Consider the following 16,591-nt stretch of genomic DNA (forward strand, 5'->3'; position numbering starts at 1 on the left):
AACATCACATCAGGAGGGCGTCATGCCTGAGGCATTCATCTACGACCACGTTCGCACCCCGCGCGGCCGCGGCAAGGCGGACGGCGCGCTGCACGAAGTCACGGCGCTGGCGCTCGCGACCGTGCCACTGAAGGCGCTGAAGGACCGCAACAACCTGCCCGAGGACTCGGTCGATGACGTCGTGCTCGGCGTGGTCGATCCGGTGGGCGAAGCGGGCAGCGACATCGCGCGCTTCGCAGCGCTGAAGGCGGGTCTCGGCCAAGCCGTGCCCGGCGTGCAGATCAGCCGCTTCTGTGCCTCAGGTCTCGACGCCGTGAACTTTGCCGCCGCCCAGGTGATGAGCGGCCAGCATGAGCTGGTGATCGGTGGCGGCGCTGAATCCATGAGCCGCGTTGGCATCGGCGCCTCCGGTGGCGCCTGGCCGATGGATCCCTCAATGGCGGTGCCGGCCTATTTCATGCCGCAGGGGGTCTCGGCCGATTTGATCGCCACCAAATATGGTTTCTCGCGCGACGACGTCGATGCCTACGCGGTGCAAAGCCAGCAGCGCGCGGCCAAGGCGTGGGACGAGGGCCGCTTCGATAAGTCGGTGGTGCCGGTGAAGGACATCAATGGCCTCACCATCCTCGCCAAGGACGAGCACATGCGGCCCTCGACGACGATGCAGTCGCTGGCCCAGCTGCAGCCGTCGTTCACGATGGTGGCGCAGATGGGCGGCTTCGACGGCGTCGCGGTGCAGTCGCATCCGGAGATCGAGCGCGTCAACTACGTGCACCACGCTGGCAACTCCTCGGGTATCGTCGACGGCGCCGGCGCCGTTCTGCTCGGCAGCAAGGAGGCAGGCGCGAAATACGGCCTGAAGCCGCGTGCCAAGATCCGTGCCTTCGCCAATATCGGCTCCGAGCCGGCGATGATGCTGACCGGTCCAGTCGACGTCACCGAAAAACTGTTCGCGCGCTCCGGCATGAAGAAGTCCGACATCGACCTGTTCGAGCTCAACGAGGCCTTCGCCTCCGTCGTGCTGCGCTACATCCAGGCCTTCGACATCGACAATGCCAAGATCAACGTCAATGGCGGTGCGATCGCGCTCGGCCATCCGCTTGGTGCGACCGGCGCGATGATTCTCGGCACCGTGCTCGACGAGCTCGAGCGCACCAACAAGTCCACCGCGCTGGTGACGCTGTGCATCGGCGGCGGCATGGGCACCGCAACCATCATCGAGCGCGTGTAACGCGTTGCTGTAGGGTGGGCAAAGCGAAGCGTGCCCACCACTGCGCTTCGAAAATGATGGTGGGCACGGCGCAGGAGCGCCTTTGCCCGCCCTACGAGATCTCAAGTCAACCGCCAGCGCCTGAGATCGGCGGCCGGCACCGAGGAGCAACCAAAATGTCGTACAAGAACTTCAAGCTTGAGACCGATTCCGATGGCATCGTGCTCGTCACCTGGGACATCCCGGGCCGTTCGATGAACGTGCTCGACGAGACCTCGACCAATGAGCTCGACGCGATCGTCAAGGCGACCACGGCTGATGCCGCGGTGAAGGGCGTCGTCATCACCTCAGCGAAAGAAGCATTCTGCGCCGGCGCAGATCTCTCGATGCTCGAAGGCATGAACCAGGCCTACGCGAAGGTCTTGAAGGAGCAGGGCGAGACCGCGGCGAACCAGATGCTGTTCGAGCAGAGCCGGCGCTTCTCGCAGGTCCTGCGTTCGATCGAGACCTCCGGCAAGCCCTGGGCGGCGGCGATCAACGGCCTCGCGCTCGGTGGCGGTTTTGAGATCACGCTGTGCTGCCATTATCGCGTTGCCGCAGAGAACCCCAAGACTCGTCTCGGCCTGCCCGAGGTCAAGGTTGGCCTGTTCCCCGGCGCTGGCGGCACGCAGCGCGTGCCGCGTCTGGTGCCGCCGCAGGACGCGATGACGATCCTGCTCAAGGGCGATCCCGTCACGATCGAGAAGGCGAAGGCGCTGAACCTGATCCACGCCATCGTTCCCGCTGCCGACCTCATCAAGGCGGCCAAGGACTGGATCAAGGGCGGTGGCAAGGCGGTCGCACCCTGGGACGAGAAGAGTTTCAAGCTGCCCGGCGGTCCGGTGTTCTCAAAGGCCGGCATGATGATGTTCCCGGCCGGCAACGCAATCTATCGGCGCGAGACCTACGACAATTATCCGGCCGCGCGCGCGATCATGAGCTGCGTCTATGAAGGCCTGCAGCTGCCGATCGACGCCGCCTTGCGCGTCGAGTCGCGCTATTTCACCTCGGTGCTGCGCTCAAAGGAGGCGGCCGCGATGATCCGCAGCCTGTTCCTGTCGATGCAAGAGCTCAATAAGGGCGCACGCCGTCCGAAGCACGTGCCGCCGACCAAGGTGAAGAAGATTGCCGTGATCGGCGCCGGCTTCATGGGCGCGAGCGTCGGCTACGTCTCGGCTCGTGCCGGTCTCGACGTCGTCCTGATCGATCGCGACCAGGAGAGCGCCGACAAGGGCAAGGCGCATGCGCAGAAGGTGATCGAGGAGCAGATCAAGAAGGGCCGCGCCAAGCCGGGCGATGCCGAGGCGCTGCTCGCCCGCATCACCGCGACGGCGGACTATGCCGCGCTGAAGGATGTCGACCTCGTCATCGAGGCTGTGTTCGAGGACCGCAACGTCAAGGCGGAGACCTTTGCCAGGGCGCAGGAGTACCTAAAGTCCGACGTGATCTTCGCGTCCAACACCTCGACGCTGCCGATCACCTCGCTGGCCGAGAGCTTCAAGGACCAGGGCAAGTTCGTCGGCATCCACTTCTTCTCTCCGGTCGAGAAGATGATGCTGGTCGAGATCATCCTGGGCAAGAACACCGGCGATGTCGCGCTTGCGACCGCGATGGATTACGTCCGGCAGATCGGCAAGACGCCGATCGTGGTCAACGACTCCAGAGGCTTCTTCGCCAACCGCTGCGTCGGCCGCTACGTCGCCGAGGGCAACGAGATGTTCCTGGAAGGCGTGCCGCCGGCAATGATCGAGAACTGCGCCAAGATGGCCGGCATGCCGGTCGGCCCGCTCTCGCTGTCGGATGAAGTCGCGCTCGACCTCGGTCTCAAGATCATGAAGGCGACGGAAGCCGATCTCGGTCCCAACGCCATCAATCCCGAGCAGAAGAAGCTGATGGTCGAGATGGTCGAGAAGCAGGGCCGGCTTGGCCGCAAGAACAGCAAGGGCTTCTACGACTATCCCGAGAAGGGCAAAGGCCAGAAGAGCCTGTGGCCGGGTCTCTCGGCCTTGCAGCCGAAGCAGCTTGACCCTGACACGCTCGACATCGAGGAGCTGAAGCAGCGCTTCCTGGTGGTGCAGGCGGTGGAAGCCGCTCGCACGGTCGAGGATCACGTCATCACCGATCCGCGCGAGGCCGATGTCGGCTCGATCCTCGGCTTCGGCTTCGCGCCGTTCACCGGCGGTACGCTGTCCTACATCGATTTCATGGGTACGAAGAAGTTCGTCGAACTCTGCCACAAGCTCGAGGCCAAATACGGCTCACGCTTCACGCCGCCGAAATTGCTCGAGGAGATGGCCGCAAAGGGCGAAACCTTCTACGGCCGCTTCGCGCCGAACAAGGCGGCGGCCTGACGGAACCCGTCATTCCGGACAGTCCGCAACGCGGACTGATCCGGAATCTCGATGGGCTTTGCTCGGTCATGCAACAACTGCGAGCTACCGGGTCCGCCGCGTCGCGGCGCCCCGGAATGACGAAGAACAATCACTTCGCCTGAAGCAGCCCTTCCTTCCTCAGCGCTTCCTGCACCTGCGGCCGCGCCGCGACGCGGGCCTTGTAGGCGGTCAGGTTAGGCATCGCCGAGAGGTCGAACTTCATGCGGTCGGCCCAGGTCAGCATCGTGAACAGATAGCCGTCGGCGACCGTGAACTGCTTGCCCATGAGGTAGTCGCGGCCGGCGAGCTGGCTGTCGACATATTTCAGCTTGCCCATGACGCGGTCCTTGAAGAAGGCCTTGGCCTCGTCGTTCAGCGCCGGGGCGAACAGGGGGCCAAAGCTCTTGTGCACCTCCGAGGTGAGGAAGTTGAGCCATTCGAGCAGCTTGTAGCGCTCGGAACTGTCGCGGGCGGGGGCCAGCGCCTTGCTTGATGCCCGATCGGCGATCATCTGGACAATCACCGGGCCTTCGGTCACGATCTCACCGCTGTCGAGGCCTAGCGCAGGGACCTGGCCCTTGGGGTTCAGCTTCAGATAATCCTCACCATTTTCGAGCTTCTTGGCCCGGATATCGACCTTGACCAGCTCATAGGGCAGGCCGGCTTCCAGAAGCGCGATGTGGGGGGACAGGGAGCAGGCGCCGGGCGAATAATACAGCTTCATGGAATTTCCTCCTCATGACGCTTGGTTGGAGCGAAAGAACGACTACATGCGCTTGCATGAAATAGTCAAGATTGATGCAGGTGCATCGAATGAGGTAAAGAGCGGGCGACGAGCTTGAGCGGGACCATGAAACGCAAACCATCGACCGAGGCAACTTCGGCCTGGATCCGCCTGATGCGGGTGCAGAGCCGCGTGCTCGATTGCGTCGAGCAGGATCTGAAAAAGGCCGGGTTCCCGCCGCTCGCCTGGTATGACGCGCTGCTCGAACTGTCCCGCGCCCCCTCTGGCGAGTTGCGGCCGGTGGAGCTCGAACGCCAGATGTTGATCCCGCAATACTCGACCTCGCGGCTGATCGACCGCCTGGTCGACGAAGGTCTCGCCTTGCGGCGCGAATGCAAGATCGACAAGCGTGGCCAGTTCGTCGAGATCACGGAAGCCGGCCGCGAGTTGCAGAAGCGGATGTGGGGCGCCTATTCGGCCGCGATCGAGAAATATGTCGGTTCGAAACTATCGGATGCCGACGCCGTCAAGCTCAGCGGTCTGCTCGATCGCCTCGGCTGCTCGTGCGGCGAGATGAAACTGCCGCCCGCCGCAAACGCCAACGAAAGCACACCGTCGCGATGATCGCGCGGCAAACCAGCACGTCCGCGCGCCCGGCGGGTTCGCGGAGGCTCCCGTCACCCGCGCGTTCGGTCGAAGCGCTTTTTGATTAGAGTTTGATATGGCGCGAGACCAGATCGACATGACGCCACTGCAATCGCGCGACGAGCTCGTCGCGTGGTTCGAGGCCGGCTGCAAGGATCCGTCCGAATTCCGCATGGGGACCGAGCACGAGAAGACGCCGTTCACGCTCGAAGGCCACCGACCGGTGCCTTACGAGGGGGCGCGCGGCATCGGCGCGCTGCTCGAGGGCATGAAGCTCCTGCTCGGCTGGGAGCCGATCATGGAGCAGGGCAATATCATCGGCCTCTACGACGTCACCGGCGGCGGTGCCATCTCCCTCGAGCCCGGCGGACAGTTCGAGCTCTCCGGCGCGCCGGTCGAGAACGTGCACCAGACCCAGAGCGAGCTGATGGCGCATCTGGCGCAAGTGCGCGAGATCGCAACCCCGCTCGGCATCGGCTTCCTCGGGCTCGGCATGACGCCGTCCTGGTCGCGCGCGGACATCCCGGTGATGCCCAAGGGCCGCTACAAGATCATGACCAATTACATGCCGAAGGTCGGTCAATATGGCCTCGACATGATGTACCGGACTTGCACCGTGCAGACCAATCTCGACTTCTCCTCGGAAGCCGACATGGTCAAGAAGCTGCGCGTCTCGCTCGCGCTTCAACCGGTCGCGACCGCGCTGTTCGCCAATTCGCCGTTTACCGAAGGCAAGCCGAACGGCTTTCTCTCCTTCCGCTCCGAGATTTGGCGCGACACCGACAATGCGCGTTCGGGCATGATGCCGTGGGCGTTCGAGGATGGCATGGGCTTCGAGCGCTATGTCGATTACGCGCTCGACGTGCCCATGTATTTCGTCAAGCGCGGCGAGCAGTACATCGACGTATCGGGCTCCTCGTTCCGTGCCTTCTTCGACGGCCGCAACAACAATCTTCCCGGCGAGCGACCGACGCTGTCGGACTGGGCCAATCACCTCTCGACGATCTTCCCGGAAGTCCGGCTCAAGCGCTATCTCGAGATGCGCGGCTCCGACGGTGGTCCGTGGGGCCGGTTGCCGGCGCTGCCGGCGTTCTGGGTCGGGCTGCTCTACGACGATGTCTCGCTCGACGCCGCTTGGGAAATCGTGAAGCACTGGAGCGCGCCTGAACGTCAGGCCTTGCGCGACGACGTGCCGCGCTTCGGCTTCAAGTCGCGGATCAGGGATCGCTATCTCTTCGAGGTCGCCAAGGAGTGCCTGGTTCTCGCACATGCCGGCCTGCGCCGGCGTGGCCGGCTCGACCAGCTCGGCCGCGATGAGACGAGGCATTTGGAGCCGCTCGATCGCATCATCGAGTTCGGCCGGACGCCGGCTGAGGAGATGCTGGACAAGTTTAATGGTCCCTGGAAGGGCTCGGTGGAACCTGCCTACGCGGAATACGCTTTCTAGATTAGGCTAATAGCAGGCAATTGAGCCGTTCATCGCCCGTACAGGTTTGCGGCGATCAAATGATCGGCTGGAAAAACCTGTGCATCGTCAATAACTCGAAAGCTGTTCCGATGGGAAAGGGCCGCCTGCCTGGGGTCGTCATGGCCCGCGTCTTGGCTTGCGTCGCGCTGCTTTCGCTCCTGTTTGCGAGCGCGCCGGCGCCGGCGCAGACGGCGTTCGACCGCCCAGGCGGCGACTATTTCAACACGCCGGTCACTTCGGGCGACCCTGAGGATTGCGCGCTGCTGTGCGAGCGTGACCGCCGTTGCCGCTCCTGGAGTTTCAACTATCCCGACGTCGAGGGCGGCTCGGCGGTGTGCTGGCTCAAGAATACGGTGCCGACGCGGGTGCCGGGCAATTGCTGCATCTCCGGGGTGCGCGGCGCTGGCGTGATCGAGCCGCGCATCGAGGGTGTGGAAACGTCGATCGATCGCCCGGGCGGCGACCTGCGCAATTTCGAGCTCAAGGTCGGCGAGGGCGAGGAGACCTGCAAGGCCGCCTGCACCGCCGACAACAAATGCCGCGCCTTCACCTATGCCCGTCCCGGCTACACCGGGCGCGAGGCGCGCTGTTTCCTGAAGAAGGAAATCAAGCCGCCGCGGCGGAAGGCTGGGTTCACGTCCGGCGTTGTGAGATAGGCCTGTGTCCCGGACAAGACACATCGCTGGCGATGTGTCTTGTCCGGGACACGAGAGGTTACGCGCCCGCCGCAATCACGGTAAGCTCCGGCCACAGCGCCTTCCATCGCGCGGATTTTGCCTCGTAATTGGCGGCGGAAAAACTCAGCGCCCGATTGGGCCGTACGATCAGCCTCGCGACGTCGTCGAACCCGTGCGGCGCATAGACATCGAAACCGTCGCCCGCGCGTCTCACTCCGATTTGCGTGTTCTGCGTCAGGAAGCGGTCGATGCCGTCGGTCGAGCATGTCAGCGGTGGATAGGGCAGACCGTGCTTGTCGGGGTACCACAGATGCACGCGCGCCTGGTTACGAACCTCGACCTTGGCGGCGAGATGCGCGAGCCGCGCATGCAGCGTGCGGATCACCGCATCCTCCGCCTCCCAGGAGGTATCGGAATCGAAATAGAACACGTCGTAATCGGCGATACCGTGATCGATCGGGCGGCTCGTGACCGCGTTCCACACCGATTGCACTAGGCAGCCTGCGACCAGCCACGCATCCGGCAGCGCGAGTCGGCCGAGTTCATCGACGATCGCGGCGTTGACATGGTTTTGCAGAGCGAGAGCGAGGAATTCGTCTTTGCTCATGGCAAACCGTAGGAATCGTAGGGTGGTCAAAGGCGCGCGCTCCTTCGCGCGTCGTGACCACCATCACTTACGATAGAAGCGGTGGGCACTTTGCCCACCCTACGATCTACACTCTACTCAATGCACAGCGGTGAAGAACCGTGCGAGCCTGAAGCCGGAGAGCCAGGTCCACACCGGCTGGCCGCGGATGCCGAGATCCCAGGAGCCGAGCACCGCGTCCGCGCGGCCGACCAGGTTGTCGATCGGCAACAGGCCGACGCCGCCGGAGCGCAAAGGTACGCGGCTGTCGGCGGAATTGTCACGGTTGTCGCCGAGCACGAACAGATGGCCTGCTGGCACCGTCACCTCAGGCGTGTTGTCGAGGGGGCCGTTGTCGCGCATCTTGAAGATCAGGTGCGACACGCCGTTCGGCAACGTCTCGACATAGCGGTAGGCTGGCTCGCTGCCGCCCTTGTCGTCCTCGGCAGCGCCAACGCCATCGGGCTTCAGCTCGGCGGGACGGTCGTTGATGAAGAGCTGCCCCTGCCGCATCTGGATGCGGTCGCCAGGCAAGCCGACGACGCGTTTGACCCAGGCCTGCGAGCGATCACCTGGCCAGCGGAACACGACGACGTCGCCGAGTTTCGGCGTCTCCGCGAACACGCGGCCAGTCTCCGGCAGGTTGATCTGAATCGGCAGCGACGAGGTGCCGTAGCCATAGGGAAATTTCGAGGCGAGCAGCGCATCGCCGATCAGCAGCGTCGGCTCCATCGAGCCCGACGGCACGTAGAACGGTTCGGCGAGCGCGCCCTTGGCAATGAACACGGCGGCGACGATGCCGGCGAGTTGCATCAGCTGTCCGCCCCAGCCACTGCTCTTCCGCTTGGTGGTGACAGTGACCTTTTCTTCAACGCTCATGCGCCCGTTCCACCCACCGTGATGCGTTCCATCAGAAGCGACGGCTGGCCGACCCCAACAGGCACGCCCTGGCCGTTCTTGCCGCAAGTACCGATGCCGGTGTCGAGCGCGAGGTCGTTGCCGATCATGCGGATGCGGTGCAGGTCGGTCGGCCCGTTGCCGATCAGCATGGCGCCCTTCAGGGGCGCCCCCAGCTTGCCGTTTTCGATCTTATAGGCCTCGGTGCACTGGAACACGTATTTGCCCGAGGTGATGTCGACCTGGCCACCGCCGAAATTCGCGGCGAACACGCCGTTCTTCACGGAGGCGAGGATCTCGGCGGGATCGCGGTCGCCCGCGAGCATGTAAGTGTTGGTCATGCGCGGCATCGGCACATGGGCGTAGCCTTGGCGGCGGCCGTTGCCGGTCGGCTTCATGTTCATCAGGCGCGCGTTCTGGCGGTCCTGCATGTAGCCGACCAGGATGCCGTCCTCGATCAGCACGGTGCGATTGGTCGGCGTGCCCTCGTCGTCAATGGAGAGCGAGCCGCGGCGCGAGGCGATGGTGCCGTCGTCGACCACGGTGACGCCCTTGGCCGCGACCTGCTGGCCCATCAGGCCGGCAAAGGCCGAGGTCTTCTTGCGGTTGAAGTCGCCCTCGAGGCCGTGGCCGACCGCTTCATGCAGCATCACGCCGGGCCAGCCGGCGCCCAGCACCACATCCATCTCGCCGGCGGGAGCCGGAATCGATTCCAGATTGACCAGCGCCTCGCGCAGCGCGCCCTCGGCGGCTTCGCGCCAGGACCTGCTCTCGATGAATTCGCCATAGCCGGCGCGGCCGCCATAGCCCTTGCTGCCGCTCTCCTGACGATCGCCCTGGCCGGCGACGACGGAGATGTTGACGCGCACGAGCGGGCGGACATCGCGATAGCTCTCGCCATCGGGGCGCAGGATCTCGACCACCTGCCAGGTCGCGCCCAGGCTGACGCTGACCTGCCGCACCCGCGGATCCTTGTCGCGCAAGTAGGCATCGATCTCGGCGAGCAGCTTGACCTTCGTCTCGAAGCCCGGAGCATCCAGCGGATTGTCGTCGCCATAGAGCCGCACATTGGTGTGCGGGGGCGGAGCCGCAAAACTGCCGGAATAGCCGCCGCGCACGGCCGCGACCGCATCCGCGGCGCGAATCAGCGCCGGCAGCGACACGTCGGAGGAATGCGCATAGCCGACCGCGTCGTCCTTGACGGCGCGCAGGCCAAAGCCTTGCGAGGTGTCATAGGTCGCCTGCTTCAGCCGCCCATTGTCGAACATCAGCGCTTCGGTCTGGCTGTATTCCAGGAACAATTCGCCGTCGTCGGCACCGGCCAGCCCGCGCGCAACCTCGTTGCGAACCTGGTCGCGGTCGAGATTGGCGCGGTCGAGCAGGGAGGTTGTGGCAGGGTTGGTCATGCGTCCGTCCATTATCGGGAGGTGTGGGGCAAGATAATGATTTCGGAACGGTTCCGCGAGGGCACGAAGCCTCACATTACGGAAACAATAGGATCGCCCTCGATCTCACACCCTACGGCAGCTTGTCGTATCCCTCACCCAGCCCATTCAGGCTGAGCGGGAAACCGATGCCCTCTTCCGGGGTCTCGAAGATGATGAAGGTGGCGGTCTTGGCGCCGCGGAGCTGGCCCAGCAGCTTGTCGTCCATCACCACCTCCGCCACGCAGCCATTGGGCAGGCATCTGACAAAACCGGCGCGGCCGACGTCCTGGTTGTCGAGCTTGAGGCCGAGGCCGGAAGGCAAGAGCACGCCGAGCGGAGCGACCACCCGCATCAGGCGGCTCTTCTGGTCGGCGGTCTTGAGCACGATCACGGTCAGGCCGGCATTGGAGCGGTCTTCCGCCACCACGCTCTGGATCAGGGCGCATTGCTCGGTCTGGGCACCGGGCGGGGTGTCGCAGCGGATCTGCCAGTCGCCATGGACGGAGCGCACCGCGCCCTGCGCATGGGCCAGGCCAGGCAGCGCCAGGACGGCGAGCGCCACCAGCAGGGTGGCCAGCATCGTGGGCCCGCCAGCCTGCCTTGCCATGCTTCTCGAAAGCCCCATCGGGTCGGTCCCTCTGCTCGCCTGGTTCGCTCGCACCTGGCGGACTGATACGGGAATGACGGCGGCTTGAAGGCAATTCCCAAGCAAATATCGCGCCGCCGCGCGCCACCATCGCCCGCACGAATCAGGTTCCTGCGCGGCCGTCTGTCAGTGCCTACCGCGGGCAATCTCGCTGTCAAGCCGCAGCATGCCGGGAAACGGTATTTTTGTCTGATGTTACTAGGAAATATCTTGCGGGTGATGCCTGGCAGCTGAGGCCCAAGACTGCATTGCGATAGATCGAGAATTATGGTTTGAGAGGCTTGATTTCGGCGTTCTAGCGATCTGGCCCCAATTCCTCTTAGAGGTATTCTTGCGCGGCGGTTTGTCAGACGGGCGGATGGAATAAGCGTTTCCCGGAAATAGGGAAATGCACGTGGGGTGATTTCGTAAGGGGAGCGCGAACGGCATGAGGATGTCGATGGGCCGGATGGGCCGGCAGTTGCTGGGATTGGCCGTGGCGGGTCTGACGCTGGCGACGGGCGGTGTGGCATTCGCCGAGCTCGGGCAACCGGCACCGTGGGAGTGGACGCTCCAGCAATCCGGCTCGCCGGTGATGGACAACATCGTTTGGTTCCACAACTTCCTGTTCGTGCTGATCACCCTGATCACGCTGTTCGTCCTGGCGCTGCTCGTGGTGGTGGTCGTCAAGTTCAACGCGAGGGCCAACCCGGTGCCGTCGCGGACCACCCACAACACGCTGATCGAGGTGGCCTGGACGCTCGTTCCGGTGCTGATCCTGGTCGGCATCTCGGTGCCGTCGTTCCGGCTGCTGTTCCTCGAGCTCGACGTGCCGAAGGCGGACCTGACGATCAAGGCGACCGGCAAGCAGTGGTACTGGTCGTATGCCTATCCTGATAACGGCAAGTTCGAGTTCGACTCGTTGATGGCCCAGGACAAGCAGCCCCGCTTGCTCGGCGTGGACAACGAGATGGTGGTGCCCGTCAACAAGGTGGTTCGGGTCCAGGTCACCGGCGCGGACGTCATCCACGCCTTCGCGCTGCCGGCTTTCGGCGTCAAGATCGACGCCATTCCAGGCCGGCTGAACGAGACCTGGTTCAAGGCGGCAAAGACCGGCACGTTCTACGGCCAGTGCTCGGAGCTGTGCGGCAAGGATCACGCCTTCATGCCGATCGCGATCCGCGTGGTCGACGACCAGGAGTTCGCCTCCTGGGTCGAGACGGCAAAGAAGAAATTCGCGAGCGGCGGCACCAGCACCTACGCCTCCGCGGCCGGCCCGACGCAGTAAGCGCCGGGCGGAAGCTCGAGGGACTGAAAGCGATATGAAGGGCGGGACCGCATACGGTCCGAATGGGACGCAAGGCAGGATTTGAATATGGCAACGAGCGCAGCGGCACATAGCGATCACGCGCATCATGACGAGCACGCCCATCCGACCGGATGGCGGCGCTACGTCTATTCGACCAACCACAAGGACATCGGCACGATGTACCTGATCTTCGCGGTCGTCGCCGGCGTCATCGGCGCCGCGATGTCGATCGCGATCCGGGCCGAGCTGATGTATCCGGGTGTGCAGATCTTCCACGAGACGCACACCTATAACGTCTTCGTGACCTCTCACGGCCTGATTATGATCTTCTTCATGGTCATGCCCGCGATGATCGGCGGGTTCGGCAATTGGTTCGTGCCGCTGATGATCGGCGCGCCCGACATGGCGTTCCCGCGCATGAACAACATCTCGTTCTGGCTGCTGCCGGCCTCCTTCGCGCTGCTGCTGATGTCGACCTTCGTCGAGGGCGAGCCGGGCGCCAACGGCGTCGGCGCCGGCTGGACTATGTATGCGCCGCTGTCGAGCTCCGGTCACCCCGGCCCGGCCGTCGACTTCGCGATCCTGTCGCTGCATCTGGCGGGCGCCTCGTCGATTCTCGGCGCCATCAATTTCATCACCACGATCTTCAACATGCGCGCGCCGGGCATGACCCTGCACAAGATGCCGCTGTTCGTGTGGTCGATCCTGGTTACAGTGTTCCTGCTGCTGTTGTCGCTGCCGGTGCTCGCCGGTGCGATCACCATGCTGCTCACCGACCGCAATTTCCATACGACGTTCTTCGCGCCCGAGGGCGGCGGCGATCCCGTGCTGTTCCAGCACCTGTTCTGGTTCTTCGGTCACCCCGAAGTGTACATCCTGATCCTGCCCGGCTTCGGTATGATCAGCCAGATCGTCTCGACCTTCTCGCGCAAGCCCGTGTTCGGCTATCTCGGCATGGCCTACGCCATGGTTGCGATCGGCGGCATCGGCTTCGTGGTGTGGGCGCACCACATGTACACGGTCGGCATGTCCTCGGCGACGCAGGCCTATTTCGTCGCCGCCACCATGGTCATTGCGGTTCCGACCGGCGTGAAGATCTTCTCCTGGATCGCCACGATGTGGGGCGGGTCGATCGAATTCCGCGCGCCGATGATCTGGGCGGTAGGCTTCATCTTCCTGTTCACGGTCGGTGGCGTCACCGGCGTCGTGCTGGCGAACGCGGGCGTCGACCGCGTGCTCCAGGAGACCTATTACGTCGTCGCGCACTTCCATTACGTGCTGTCGCTCGGCGCCGTGTTCGCGATCTTTGCGGGCTGGTACTACTGGTTCCCGAAAATGTCGGGTTACATGTACAATGAGTGGCTGGCCAAGCTGCACTTCTGGGTGACCTTCATCGGCGTCAACCTGGTGTTCTTCCCGCAGCACTTCCTCGGCCTGTCGGGGATGCCGCGCCGCTACGTCGACTATCCCGACGCGTTCGCGGGCTGGAACCTGATCTCGTCCCTCGGCTCCTACATCTCCGGATTCGGCGTGCTGATCTTCCTCTACTGCGTCCTCGACGCCTACATGAAGAAGGTGCCTGCCGGTAACAATCCCTGGGGTGCGGGCGCAACCACGCTGGAGTGGACGCTGCCCTCGCCGCCGCCGTTCCACCAGTTCGAAGTGCTGCCTCGGGTGCAGTAAGCCATCGCACGCGGCGCCCGTGACGGGCGCCGCGGCTCTATCAGGAAGCGAGCTGAATTAAGTGTCCGTCCTCGACCACAATGCCGTCGACATCAATCCTCGCATCTCCGAAGCGGAGGTCGGCGATTACATCGCGCTGCTCAAGCCGCGCGTGATGTCGCTGGTGATCTTCACCGCGCTGGTCGGGATGGCGATGGCACCCGGGCATTTCCACCCCGTGCTGGCGATCACCTCGCTCCTCTGCATCGCCGTTGGTGCGGGCGCCTCCGGCGCGCTCAACATGGCGCTCGAGGGCGACATCGACGCCAAGATGTCGCGTACGGCGAACCGGCCAATCCCGCGCGGCCGCGTCACCCGCCCCGAGGCGACGGCGTTCGGCATGACGCTCGCCTTCTTCTCGGTGATGACGCTCGGCATCCTCGTCAACTGGATCGCGGGCGCGCTGCTCGCCTTCACCATCTTCTTCTACGTCGTGATCTACACGATGGGCCTGAAGCGTCGGACCGCGCAGAACATCGTGATCGGCGGCGCCGCCGGCGCGCTGCCGCCGGTGGTGGCCTGGGCCGCCGTGACGGGCACGGTCGACGTCGAGCCACTGCTGCTGTTTGCCATCATCTTCTTCTGGACGCCGCCGCACTTCTGGGCGCTGGCGTTGTTCCGCTCCGACGATTATGCGCGCGCCGGCATTCCGATGCTGCCCAACGTCGCCGGTCCCGATGCGACGCGGCTCCAGATCCTGCTCTACACGATCGTGCTGATCGCGGTCGCCGCCGCACCCTGGGCGCTCGGCTATTTCGACGCCGTCTACGGCATCGTCTCGCTGATCCTCGGCGCCGGCATGCTGGTGCTCGCCATCAATGTCTACATGCGTCGCGAGCGCAGCCAGTCGCTGCGTGCCACCCGCAAGCTGTTTGCATTCTCCATCCTTTATCTGTTTGCGCTGTTCGCCACCCTGCTGGCGCAGGTTGTATTCCGGGCGCTTGCTCCGATGGCATGGGGCGCATGAGGCAGGGATGGCCGACAAATCCGAGCCAGATGGAATCGTCCTCACCGAGGCGCAGAAGAAGAGCCGTCGTCAGCGCTCCATTGCCATTGCTTTGGCGCTCGGCGTGCTCGTGGTGCTGTTCTTCGCCGTCACCATGGTCAAGGGGCCGGCCGTTCTAGTGCGGCCGATGTAGGAAACATGGATCACGAGCCGACCATACCGCAGGATCAGAGCCGGACGGCGGGCAAGGGCCGCATCGGTGGTCTTGGCCGCGATGCGCTGGTCGCCTCGATCTGCGGCGGCGTGGTGGCGCTGATGGTGGGGGCATCCTACGCCGCGGTGCCGTTCTACAACTGGTTCTGCCGCGCCACCGGCTTCAACGGCACGACTCAAGTCGCGACCTCCGCGCCGGCCACCGGCCCGATCGCGCGAAAAATCTCGGTGCGGTTCGATTCCAACGTCGCGCCGGGCCTGCCCTGGAAGTTCGAGCCCGAGCAGAGCGAGATCGAGGTCAATATCGGTCAGGTGACGACGGTCTACTACACCGTGACGAACCAGGCCGCGCGCACCACCGCGGGCCAGGCCGCCTATAACGTCGCGCCGCTGACGGTCGGGTCATATTTCCAGAAGATCAACTGCTTCTGCTTCACCGAGCAGACCATGGCGCCCGGCGAGAAGCGGGAAATGCCGGTCGTGTTCTATGTCGATCCGTCGATCGCCGAGGATCGCGAGAACGATGGGCTGAACACGATCACGCTGTCCTACACGTTCTATTCGGTGAAGGATCCTGTGGTGAAGCCGCTGGCATCGGGTGATGACGACAAACGCAAGGGAAATCTCTGATCGCCGGGCGCACGCTCGGGGGATTGGACGCAAGGGGATAAGTGCCTGACAGGCACGGGATTGAGGAGAGAGACCGCAAAATGGCAACGGCGCACACCAAGCATCACGACTACCATCTGGTCGATCCCTCTCCCTGGCCGGCCGTCGGTTCGCTGTCGGCCTTCATTATGGCGGTTGGCGCGATCGCCTGGATGCACCACATGTTCTCGGCTGCGCCGATCGTGTTCGGTGTGGGCACCGTCGGCGTGCTCTACACCATGGCGAGCTGGTGGGGCGACGTGATCAAGGAAGCCCAGTACAAGGGCGACCACACCCGCGTCGTGCAGCTCCATCACCGCTACGGCATGATCCTGTTCATCGCCTCCGAGGTGATGTTCTTCGTGGCCTGGTTCTGGGCCTATTTCAACGCCGCGCTGTTCCCGGCTGACGCCGTCCATGCCACGCGTGATGCGGTGTTCGGCTGCGGCCTTGGCACCCAGGCCGGCGCCTGCTCCGTTCCCGGCACCTGGCCGCCGAAGGGCATCGAGACCTTCGATCCCTGGCATCTGCCGCTCCTGAACACGTTGATCCTGCTCACCTCCGGCACCACAGTGACCTGGGCGCACCATGCGCTGCTCGAGAACGACCGTCAGGGCCTGAAATACGGCCTGATCCTCACCGTCGTGCTGGGTGCGCTCTTCACCTGCGTGCAGGCCTATGAGTACAGCCACGCGGCATTCTCGTTCGGCGGCAACGTCTATGGCGCGACCTTCTTCATGGCGACCGGCTTCCATGGCTTCCACGTGCTGGTCGGCACCATCTTCCTGCTGGTCTGCCTGTTCCGCGCCTATGCCGGCCACTTCACGCCGACCCAGCATCTCGGCTTCGAGTTCGCCGCCTGGTACTGGCACTTCGTCGACGTGGTTTGGCTGTTCCTGTTCCTTTGCATCTATGTCTGGGGACACGGCGCCGAGACCATGGCTCACGGCGCGCACTGAGCTGCGAGGCAGATGATTCAGAAAGGGCGGCCGCAGGGCCGCCCTTTCGCTTTCCGGCCGCCTGAAGCCTTGGCGGAAACTGTGA

General features: G+C 64.1%; 16 protein-coding genes. 11 read left to right on the top strand and 5 right to left on the bottom strand.

Features of this window, described 5'->3' with window-relative positions; genetic code table 11:
* Positions 1–22 precede the first annotated feature (22 nt).
* Together IVA92_RS07120 and IVA92_RS07125 are read left to right on the top strand one after the other, a co-directional pair.
* Positions 23–1,231: an acetyl-CoA C-acetyltransferase gene (locus IVA92_RS07120; protein ID WP_247281774.1), complete on the top strand. Its 1,209-nt coding sequence runs from the start codon at positions 23–25 to the stop codon at positions 1,229–1,231.
* A gap of 155 nt (positions 1,232–1,386) precedes the next feature.
* Positions 1,387–3,600 carry an FAD-dependent oxidoreductase gene (locus IVA92_RS07125; RefSeq protein ID WP_247281773.1) on the top strand — a complete coding sequence of 738 codons (2,214 nt, stop codon included), beginning with the start codon at positions 1,387–1,389 and terminating at the stop codon, positions 3,598–3,600.
* Positions 3,601–3,730: 130 nt separating this feature from the next.
* Here IVA92_RS07125 and gstA read toward each other — a convergent pair whose 3' ends face one another.
* Positions 3,731–4,345: a glutathione transferase GstA gene (gene gstA, locus IVA92_RS07130; RefSeq protein ID WP_247281772.1), complete on the bottom strand. Its 615-nt coding sequence runs from the start codon at positions 4,343–4,345 to the stop codon at positions 3,731–3,733.
* A 126-nt stretch (positions 4,346–4,471) separates the two neighbouring features.
* On the opposite strand from gstA, the gene IVA92_RS07135 reads away from it, so the two are divergent.
* The 3 genes from IVA92_RS07135 (at position 4,472) to IVA92_RS07145 (ending at position 7,114) form a co-directional block, all read left to right on the top strand.
* A complete protein-coding gene (locus IVA92_RS07135; RefSeq protein ID WP_247281771.1) occupies positions 4,472–4,969 on the top strand; it encodes a MarR family winged helix-turn-helix transcriptional regulator in 498 nt (165 codons plus the stop codon).
* A gap of 97 nt (positions 4,970–5,066) precedes the next feature.
* A complete protein-coding gene (locus IVA92_RS07140) occupies positions 5,067–6,437 on the top strand; it encodes a glutamate--cysteine ligase (protein ID WP_247281770.1) in 1,371 nt (456 codons plus the stop codon).
* A gap of 110 nt (positions 6,438–6,547) precedes the next feature.
* Positions 6,548–7,114, top strand: a complete 567-nt coding sequence (locus IVA92_RS07145) for a PAN domain-containing protein (RefSeq protein WP_247282045.1) — start codon at positions 6,548–6,550, stop codon at positions 7,112–7,114.
* A gap of 58 nt (positions 7,115–7,172) precedes the next feature.
* Here the strand turns inward: IVA92_RS07145 and IVA92_RS07150 are convergent, their stop codons facing one another.
* The 4 genes from IVA92_RS07150 to IVA92_RS07165 all read right to left on the bottom strand — a co-directional run bounded on the left by IVA92_RS07150 (position 7,173) and on the right by IVA92_RS07165 (position 10,709).
* Entirely contained in the window at positions 7,173–7,742 is a 570-nt protein-coding gene (locus IVA92_RS07150; protein ID WP_247281769.1) for a nucleotidyltransferase family protein, read from the bottom strand.
* A gap of 117 nt (positions 7,743–7,859) precedes the next feature.
* The gene (gene lepB / locus IVA92_RS07155) at positions 7,860–8,639 is read right to left on the bottom strand and encodes a signal peptidase I (protein ID WP_247281768.1); all 780 of its coding nucleotides are present in this window, start codon (positions 8,637–8,639) and stop codon (positions 7,860–7,862) included.
* Entirely contained in the window at positions 8,636–10,063 is a 1,428-nt protein-coding gene (gene tldD, locus IVA92_RS07160) for a metalloprotease TldD (RefSeq protein WP_247281767.1), read from the bottom strand. Before tldD ends, lepB begins: the two co-directional genes overlap by 4 nt.
* Positions 10,064–10,175: 112 nt before the next feature.
* Positions 10,176–10,709: an invasion associated locus B family protein gene (locus tag IVA92_RS07165; RefSeq protein WP_247281766.1), complete on the bottom strand. Its 534-nt coding sequence runs from the start codon at positions 10,707–10,709 to the stop codon at positions 10,176–10,178.
* Between the two features lie 448 nt (positions 10,710–11,157).
* Between IVA92_RS07165 and coxB the strand changes: the two genes are divergently transcribed.
* The 6 genes from coxB (at position 11,158) to IVA92_RS07195 (ending at position 16,506) form a co-directional block, all read left to right on the top strand.
* Entirely contained in the window at positions 11,158–11,997 is an 840-nt protein-coding gene (gene coxB, locus IVA92_RS07170) for a cytochrome c oxidase subunit II (RefSeq protein WP_247281765.1), read from the top strand.
* Positions 11,998–12,084: 87 nt separating this feature from the next.
* On the top strand, positions 12,085–13,701 hold the full coding sequence (gene ctaD / locus IVA92_RS07175) for a cytochrome c oxidase subunit I (protein WP_247281764.1): 1,617 nt from the start codon (positions 12,085–12,087) through the stop codon (positions 13,699–13,701).
* A 61-nt stretch (positions 13,702–13,762) separates the two neighbouring features.
* Positions 13,763–14,707 carry a heme o synthase gene (locus IVA92_RS07180; protein ID WP_247281763.1) on the top strand — a complete coding sequence of 315 codons (945 nt, stop codon included), beginning with the start codon at positions 13,763–13,765 and terminating at the stop codon, positions 14,705–14,707.
* A 7-nt stretch (positions 14,708–14,714) separates the two neighbouring features.
* A complete protein-coding gene (locus tag IVA92_RS07185) occupies positions 14,715–14,879 on the top strand; it encodes a CoxF protein (protein ID WP_247281762.1) in 165 nt (54 codons plus the stop codon).
* 5 nt (positions 14,880–14,884) lie between these two features.
* Complete coding sequence (locus IVA92_RS07190; protein ID WP_247281761.1) at positions 14,885–15,529, top strand: cytochrome c oxidase assembly protein; 645 nt, start codon at positions 14,885–14,887, stop codon at positions 15,527–15,529.
* 80 nt (positions 15,530–15,609) lie between these two features.
* Entirely contained in the window at positions 15,610–16,506 is an 897-nt protein-coding gene (locus IVA92_RS07195; protein ID WP_247281760.1) for a cytochrome c oxidase subunit 3, read from the top strand.
* The last annotated feature ends 85 nt before the right edge of the window (positions 16,507–16,591 follow it).

Source organism: Bradyrhizobium sp. 154 (assembly GCF_023073875.1).
Taxonomy (GTDB): Bacteria; Pseudomonadota; Alphaproteobacteria; order Rhizobiales; family Xanthobacteraceae; genus Bradyrhizobium.